Below are 6,461 nucleotides of genomic sequence, written 5' to 3' on the forward strand. Positions count from 1 at the left end.
CGACACCGAGGTGGTGAACGACAGCACGTCGACCACCACCACACAAACAGCCCCCCCCCCCAACCCCGCCCGCCCCCGCCCCCCCCCCCTTCTCGATGCGATTGACCCCGGCCCCGGGATCGGGCCGTGTTCACCGAGCGCTATCTCAGCTGACGCCGAGGGTGTTGATGGTGGCGGCGAGGAAGACGATGGCGCTGCCGAGTGCGGTCAGCGTGGCCACGTCGAACGGCTTGCTGCGGACCGCGAGCAAGCCGACCTGCACGGTCGGCAGGCACAGCCGGAACGCGGCGGCCACCAGGGCCGCGCTGCCGAAGATGATCGCGCCGCGCCGCCACCGATCCCACGCGACGAACACGACCGCGACCACGATCAGCGCGCTCACCACGGTCATCGGCAGATGACTGCGCAGGTACTGCTGCCCCGCGCTCAACCGCACGACCCGATGCTTCCCGGTCGTCTCCGCCTTGTTCACGGCCCCGATTGTTCCAGACGCCGGCGCCGGGCGGGCGCCCCGAGCCCGATCGGTGGGGCGAGCCGAGTGCGCGAACCGGGCATGACAGAGTGATGCGCTGTGCTGCACCTGATCTTTCACAACCCCGTGATCCCACCCAACACCGGCAACGCGATCCGGCTCGCCGCGGGGACCGGTTGCGCGCTGCATCTGATCGAACCGCTCGGCTTCGACCTCTCCGAGTCGAAACTGCGCAGGGCCGGGCTGGACTATCACGACCTCGCGGTGGTGACGGTGCACCCCGACCTGGCGACGGCGTGGGCGACCATCGGGCCGGGTCGGGTGTTCGCGTTCACCACCCAGGCCACCACCCGCTTCACCGATGTCGCCTATCGCGACGGCGACGCGCTGCTGTTCGGCACCGAACCGACCGGGCTTCCCGCGGAGGTGCTGACCGACCCGCAGATCACCGAGCAGGTGCGCATCCCGATGCTGCCGGGGCGCCGCTCGATGAACCTGTCCAACGCGGCCGCGGTGTCGGTGTACGAGGCGTGGCGCCAACTAGGTTTCCCCGGCGCGGTATAGCCGACAGCGCTATATCAGCGCTAAAATAGCGCTATGGCTACCATCCAGATCCGGGACATCCCCGACGAGGACGCCGAGGTGTTCCGCAGACGCGCCGAAGCAGAGGGTATGTCGTTGCAGGCATATATGCGGCGGGAGTTGATCGCCGCCGCACGTCGGCGTTCGAAGACCGAGGCGATGGCGGCAATCCGTGAAGCGCTCGAGCGCGATTCGAGCGCGGGAGCCGATCGCGAGTCGATCCTGAGCGCATTGGACGACGCCCGTGGCGAGTGACGAGTACGTGCTCGACGCCTCGGCCGCTTCCACCGCGTTGCTGCGCAAGGACGCCGTCGGGACCGCCGTCGGACGGTTGATCGAGACCAGCACCTGCCACGCGCCACATCTCATCGATGCGGAAGTCGGCAATGTACTGCGCCGCCATGAACGCAAGGGGCTGATCGACCCTGACACCGCCACGATCGGCCTGCGCATGCTGGCGACGATGGTCGATCGGCGCTATGCCCACCAGGGTTGGCTCAGTGAGCAGGCATGGCAGCTCCGCCACACGATCTCGTTCTACGACGGTCTCTATGCCGCGTTGGCGGCACGGCTCGATGTTCCGCTGCTCACCAGCGACGTACGGCTCAGCAAAGCGCCCGGACTGCCGTGCCGAGTCGAAGTGATCGACTGAGTTTCCGGCGTCAGTCGTCGACGTCGAAACGTTTGAAGCGGGAGGTGGCGCCGCCGGTCAATCGGACTGCCGACTTGGCGACGCCGAAGTGCTCGGCGAGGAGTTCGATGGCGGCCTTGTTGGCCTTGCCCTCGACGGCGGGGGCGCGGACGTAGAGGGTGAGGGTGCCGTCGTCGGCGATTTCGACCAGGGGGCCTTTACGGCTGTTCGGTTTGATCGTCGCCCGTACGGTCGGCATCGGTCGCTTCCTTCTTGTGTCCCGCGGTCGGCGAGGTGGTCTCGGCCGCAGGAGTTATCACGGCAGGCGCCACGGGTGCGGTGGGGCGGCGACGGCGCAGCACCGTTCGCAGCACCAGCCAGAGCACGCCGCCGATTACAGCGAGGAAGCCCAGCCATGGGACCGCCTTGCCCGCGAAGACGACCGCGTCGCGCAACCAGTCGACGAGCGAGTTCCAGCCCGCGACGATGCCGTCCCAGAAGTTGTCCGGGTCGCCGGGCGCCTTCTTGTCGTCGGCGGTGAGGGTGATGGTGAGCGTGGACAGGGCGACCTGGTCGTCGAGCGAACGCTTCTGCGCGGTGAGGCTGTCGAGCTCGCCCTGCCTGCTCGACAGCGCCTCCTCGGCGGCGATCAGGTCGGCGGTGTTGGTCGCGCCGGCGATGAGCGCGCGCAACCGGTCGACGGAGGCCTGCAGTGCGCGGATGCGGGCGTCGAGGTCTTCCCACTGCATGGTGACGTCGTCGCGGTTGGTGCTGACCTCGGTGACGGTGCCGATCCCGCCGAGCCCGGTGATGAAGGCGTCGGTCTTGTCGGCGGGCACCCGCACGCTGAGCACCGCGCGCGGCGTGCGGTCGTCGGTCCCCGGCTGCTCGGTGCGGCTGTCGATCCGGCCGTCCATGGCTCGCACCTGCTCGGTGACGGTCGCCGCGGCGCCGATCGGGTCATCGGCGGTGATGTCGACCGACCCGGTGATCACCTCTTTCCGGTTCGCCGAATCCGACTGCGCGGGCCCCTCTTTCGACGGCGCGCCCTCCCGGAACCCCGGCGCCCCCGCGGGCGCCGGCCCCGAGATCGTCGGCGAGGACGCGCGATCGGCCTGACTCTCGCTCGCGTCGTCCCCACACCCGGCCAGGAACAACAGCCCGAACACCCCGACCATCACCACGGCAAGCTTGCGCATGTTCGCAGCGTAGTGCGCGGACGCCGCGAGCGGGCGCAGCTGCTAGAGGTCGGCCGGAAGGATGCGGAACGCGTCGACACCGGGGGTGAGCGGTTCGATCGCGCGGAAGTCGCGCTGGTCCAGGGTGAAGATGCAGTTGGTCCGGTACTTGTCGGCCAGGGCGACGCCGACCGCGTCGGCGAGGTCGAGCCGAAGACCCTCGTACTTGGCCCGGATGAGCTGGGCCGCGGCCAGATCGACATGCTTGAGCTCGGCGAGCCGGTAGCGCCCGTCCAGCATGCGGGCCATCAGTGCTTCGACGACCTGCATCGCCGCCTCGAAACCGAGATCGCGGTGCACGAGATGGTCCAGCTCGGTCAGGACGAGCGGTGAGATCACCAGGGTCTCGGACGCCATGACCGCGAGAGCCTGTTCATGCTCGGGCTGATCGGCGTCGAACGCGGCGAACAGGGCGGAGGTGTCGGCGACGATGATCATCGACGAGCCGACCGCGACTTGATGTGGTCGTAGATCGCCTGATCCATCTCGTCGGCGGTGCGGGCGCGCCCGCTGCGGAACACGGGCAACGGCGCGTCGTTCTTGGGCACCTCGGAAGCGTCGAGCAGCATGGCGATCCCCCGTCGAATGAGTTCAGCCTTGCTGACCCCGGTCGCGGCAGCTTCGGCATCGAGCCGGACCTCCAACTCCTCGGGGAGGTACACGGTCGTCTTGATCATGCCACATATGGTACCACCCGTAAACCGTGAAACCGCTGGTCAGCGGAGTCGGTATGCGTGGCGTTCGGCGGCGGCCAGGCGGTTGTCGAGGTGGGGGTGGGTGGCGAGGAAGGCCGGCATCTCGGCGAGGTGGCTGGTGGGGCCTGACACCTTCGGAGGGGCGTGCACGAGTTGCAGGACGTAGCGGAAATCGTCGAGATAGCCGAGGTCGACGACGACGCGGTCGGCCAGGTATTCGCAGCGTTGCGACAGCCGGGGCCGAGTCACCAGCTGGGTGGCGGCCAGGGCCAGGGCGAGTGCGGAGCCCCAGGGGCCGAGGAGGAGGGCGAGTGCCGCGAAGAGCAGGCAGGCGGCGGTGCCGTAGGCCAGGACGGCCGGGGCGAGGAGCAGCGTGGTCGCGGCGGCCGCGCCGAGAGAGGAGTAGCGCAGGGCCGCCATCACGCGGTTCGAGAGTCGCAACAGGCGCGGGTGCAACGGGACCATCAACCAGTCCGCCGGCGCGAAAACAGCGCGTACCAGCCACCCGAAGGGCCACCGATACCACCGGATCACCGACCGCCAGGTGGCGGTGCCCTGCAGGCGATGTCCGAGCTCGTGGGCGAGCAGGGCTTCGAGCTGACGCTCGGTGAACGCCTCGACGGCAGGCCGGGTGACACAGACATAGCCGCTGGCGTTGACGGCTCCGTTGACGGCATCGGAACGCATGACCCACACCGTGGTCGTGGCGGCGGGCAGACCGGCGGCATCGGCGACATTCACCCACGCGCGATTCACCCGGTCGTGTTCGTCCGGCAGGTTCCGTTCGGACGACAGCGCCATCACCCCCAACATGAGCCGTTGCCAGCCCAGCACCACCGGACCCGACGCAGCCCACAGCACGGCGACCAGCACCGCGACCCAGTTCGCCAGCAGCGCTGCGGTTCCCACCAGCAGCCAACCGCTCAGCACGAGCGATGGCAGCGAAGCCAGCAGATCCGCCACGGCCCAGTGGTAGCCCTGCCGGTAGGTCACCGACAGTGTGTTCGGTTCGGAGTGCGACATGTGGCCCCCACGATTCGATGCTCCACTTCCTTGATACCGCAGTAGCCCGGGGTTGTCCGGTACCGATTCGGCTGTCGGTCAGCGGAAGTCGCGGGAGCGGGCGACGATGGTGAGGTCGAGGTGTTCGAGCTGGTCGGCGAGGAGGCTGGCCGCGCCCTCGGCATTCTGGACGCGGCCGCGGATCAGCAGGGCGGTGGCATTCTGGGCCAGGCGGCGGTAGCGGGCCCAAAGACCCACCGAGCAGACGACATTGACCATGCCGGTCTCGTCCTCGAGGTTGAGGAAGGTGACGCCGGCCGCGGTCGCGGGACGCTGCCGATGGGTGACGGCGCCCGCGACCAGGACGCGAGTGCCGTCTTCGACGAGCAGCAGGTCGGCGGCGGGGACCACGCCCAGCGAGTTCAGGTGTGCGCGCAGGAATTCGGTGGGATAGGTACCGGGCGAGATGCCGGTGGCCCAGACGTCGGCGGCGGCGAGTTCGAGTGCGCTCATGCCGGGCAGGGACGGGGCGACGGTCGCCGGGCCGGTGCCGGGCAGGAGGTGGGGACGTTCGCCTGCCGCTGCACCGGCGGCCCACAGCGCCGCCCTGCGCACACTGCTGCCGCGGTCGTCGACCAGGACGTCCAATGCGCCTGCGGTGGCGAGCGATTCCGCCTGCGCGACGGTCAGTTCCACCCGGCCGGTCAGGTCGAGCATCGAGACGTACGGGCCCGAGGCGGTGCGCTCGGCGACGATGAGGTCGGCGAGATCGGTGCCGATGTGGCGGACGCCGGACAGGCCGAGCCGGATCTCGGTGCCCACGTTCCCCAGGGTGGCCTCGACCAGGCTGGCGTTGATGTCGGGCCCGTGCACACGCACACCGTGGCGGCGGGCGTCGGCGACCAGCGACTGCGGGGAGTAGAAGCCCATCGGCTGGGCGCGCAGCAGTCCGGCACAGAACGCGGCGGGATGGTGCAGCTTGAACCATGCCGAGTAGAACACGATCGAGGCGAAGCTCTGCGAATGACTTTCCGGGAAGCCGAGATTGGCGAAGGCGTAGAGCTTCTCGTAGATGCGATCCGCGACCTCGCCGGTGATCCCGTGCAGCTCACGCATGCCTTCGTAGAGACGGCCTTTCAGCCGTTCCATCTTCTCCGGTGAGCGTTTGGAGCCCATCGCCCGGCGCAGCTGATCGGCTTCGGCGGGGGTGAACCCGGCGACGTCGACGGCCATCTGCATCAGCTGCTCCTGGAACAGCGGGACGCCGAGGGTGCGTTCGAGTGAATTCTCCAGCGCCGGATGGTCATAGACGACCGGCTCTTTCCCGTTGCGTCTGCGGATGTAGGGATGCACCGAACCGCCCTGGATGGGACCGGGCCGGATCAACGCCACCTCGACCACCAGGTCGTAGAAGGTGCGCGGCTTCAGACGCGGCAGTGTCGCCATCTGCGCGCGCGATTCCACCTGGAACACCCCGATCGAGTCGGCGCGCTGCAACATCTCGTAGACGGCGGGTTCGGCGAGGTCGAGCGCGTGCAGTTCGACCGTCTCGCCCTTGTGCTCGCGCACCAGGTCGATCATGTAGTGCAGCGCCGAGAGCATGCCGAGACCGAGCAGGTCGAACTTGACCAAACCGACCGCGGCGCAATCATCCTTGTCCCACTGCAAGACGCTGCGCCCCGCCATTCGCGCCCACTCCACCGGGCACACGTCGGGGTTGGGCCGAGCGCAGATGACCATGCCACCCGCGCGGATGGCCCTCTGACGCGGCAGGCCGGCGGGGTCTCCCGCCCGTGCGAGCACCGGCCCCGCGCGATCCGGGGCGGTCTGCGCCGACACCC

At 69.0% G+C, this 6,461-nt stretch carries 10 protein-coding genes; 3 read left to right on the forward strand and 7 right to left on the reverse strand.

All coding sequences use genetic code 11. The annotated features are described in order from the left end of the window. Positions 1 to 145 precede the first annotated feature (145 nt). The gene (locus tag ACFWPJ_RS13850; RefSeq protein ID WP_378850853.1) at positions 146 to 472 is read right to left on the reverse strand and encodes a DUF3017 domain-containing protein; all 327 of its coding nucleotides are present in this window, start codon (positions 470 to 472) and stop codon (positions 146 to 148) included. 99 nt (positions 473 to 571) lie between these two features. Here ACFWPJ_RS13850 and ACFWPJ_RS13855 point away from each other — a divergent pair, with 99 nt between their 5' ends. The 3 genes from ACFWPJ_RS13855 to ACFWPJ_RS13865 are packed head-to-tail and all read left to right on the forward strand — an operon-like array spanning position 572 to position 1,706. Beyond that, on the forward strand, positions 572 to 1,036 hold the full coding sequence (locus tag ACFWPJ_RS13855; protein ID WP_378850856.1) for a tRNA (cytidine(34)-2'-O)-methyltransferase: 465 nt from the start codon (positions 572 to 574) through the stop codon (positions 1,034 to 1,036). A 33-nt stretch (positions 1,037 to 1,069) separates the two neighbouring features. Continuing rightward, complete coding sequence (locus ACFWPJ_RS13860; RefSeq protein WP_378850859.1) at positions 1,070 to 1,309, forward strand: antitoxin; 240 nt, start codon at positions 1,070 to 1,072, stop codon at positions 1,307 to 1,309. Further along, entirely contained in the window at positions 1,299 to 1,706 is a 408-nt protein-coding gene (locus ACFWPJ_RS13865; protein ID WP_378850862.1) for a type II toxin-antitoxin system VapC family toxin, read from the forward strand. The genes ACFWPJ_RS13860 and ACFWPJ_RS13865 overlap by 11 nt, the downstream gene beginning before the upstream one ends. Before the next feature lie 10 nt (positions 1,707 to 1,716). Here ACFWPJ_RS13865 and ACFWPJ_RS13870 read toward each other — a convergent pair whose 3' ends face one another. The 6 genes from ACFWPJ_RS13870 to ACFWPJ_RS13895 all read right to left on the reverse strand — a co-directional run. Then, positions 1,717 to 1,944, reverse strand: a complete 228-nt coding sequence (locus ACFWPJ_RS13870; RefSeq protein ID WP_378850865.1) for a DUF167 domain-containing protein — start codon at positions 1,942 to 1,944, stop codon at positions 1,717 to 1,719. Further along, positions 1,904 to 2,884 (reverse strand): DUF4349 domain-containing protein, encoded by a 981-nt coding sequence (locus tag ACFWPJ_RS13875; RefSeq protein ID WP_378850868.1) that lies wholly within the window; start codon positions 2,882 to 2,884, stop codon positions 1,904 to 1,906. The genes ACFWPJ_RS13870 and ACFWPJ_RS13875 overlap by 41 nt, the downstream gene beginning before the upstream one ends. A gap of 42 nt (positions 2,885 to 2,926) precedes the next feature. Beyond that, the gene (locus ACFWPJ_RS13880) at positions 2,927 to 3,361 is read right to left on the reverse strand and encodes a type II toxin-antitoxin system VapC family toxin (RefSeq protein WP_378850871.1); all 435 of its coding nucleotides are present in this window, start codon (positions 3,359 to 3,361) and stop codon (positions 2,927 to 2,929) included. After that, on the reverse strand, positions 3,358 to 3,600 hold the full coding sequence (locus tag ACFWPJ_RS13885) for a ribbon-helix-helix protein, CopG family (protein ID WP_378850873.1): 243 nt from the start codon (positions 3,598 to 3,600) through the stop codon (positions 3,358 to 3,360). Before ACFWPJ_RS13885 ends, ACFWPJ_RS13880 begins: the two co-directional genes overlap by 4 nt. A 39-nt stretch (positions 3,601 to 3,639) precedes the next feature. Further along, positions 3,640 to 4,641 (reverse strand): M48 family metalloprotease, encoded by a 1,002-nt coding sequence (locus tag ACFWPJ_RS13890; protein WP_378850876.1) that lies wholly within the window; start codon positions 4,639 to 4,641, stop codon positions 3,640 to 3,642. A 78-nt stretch (positions 4,642 to 4,719) separates the two neighbouring features. Beyond that, the coding region (locus ACFWPJ_RS13895; RefSeq protein ID WP_378850879.1) for an OB-fold nucleic acid binding domain-containing protein at positions 4,720 to 6,461 on the reverse strand (1,742 nt) is incomplete at its 5' end.

This window comes from Nocardia sp. NPDC058497, assembly GCF_042720195.1.
Classification (GTDB): domain Bacteria; phylum Actinomycetota; class Actinomycetes; order Mycobacteriales; family Mycobacteriaceae; genus Nocardia.

What these genes read in the sequence shown, in the direction of transcription:
- ACFWPJ_RS13885 (WP_378850873.1), bottom strand. Translation starts at nt 3,600, where the DNA reads ATGATCAAGACGACCGTGTACCTCCCCGAGGAGTTGGAGGTCCGGCTC.
- ACFWPJ_RS13890 (WP_378850876.1), bottom strand. Translation starts at nt 4,641, where the DNA reads ATGTCGCACTCCGAACCGAACACACTGTCGGTGACCTACCGGCAGGGC.
- ACFWPJ_RS13880 (WP_378850871.1), bottom strand. Translation starts at nt 3,361, where the DNA reads ATGATCATCGTCGCCGACACCTCCGCCCTGTTCGCCGCGTTCGACGCC.
- ACFWPJ_RS13875 (WP_378850868.1), bottom strand. Translation starts at nt 2,884, where the DNA reads ATGCGCAAGCTTGCCGTGGTGATGGTCGGGGTGTTCGGGCTGTTGTTC.
- ACFWPJ_RS13860 (WP_378850859.1), top strand. Translation starts at nt 1,070, where the DNA reads ATGGCTACCATCCAGATCCGGGACATCCCCGACGAGGACGCCGAGGTG.
- ACFWPJ_RS13870 (WP_378850865.1), bottom strand. Translation starts at nt 1,944, where the DNA reads ATGCCGACCGTACGGGCGACGATCAAACCGAACAGCCGTAAAGGCCCC.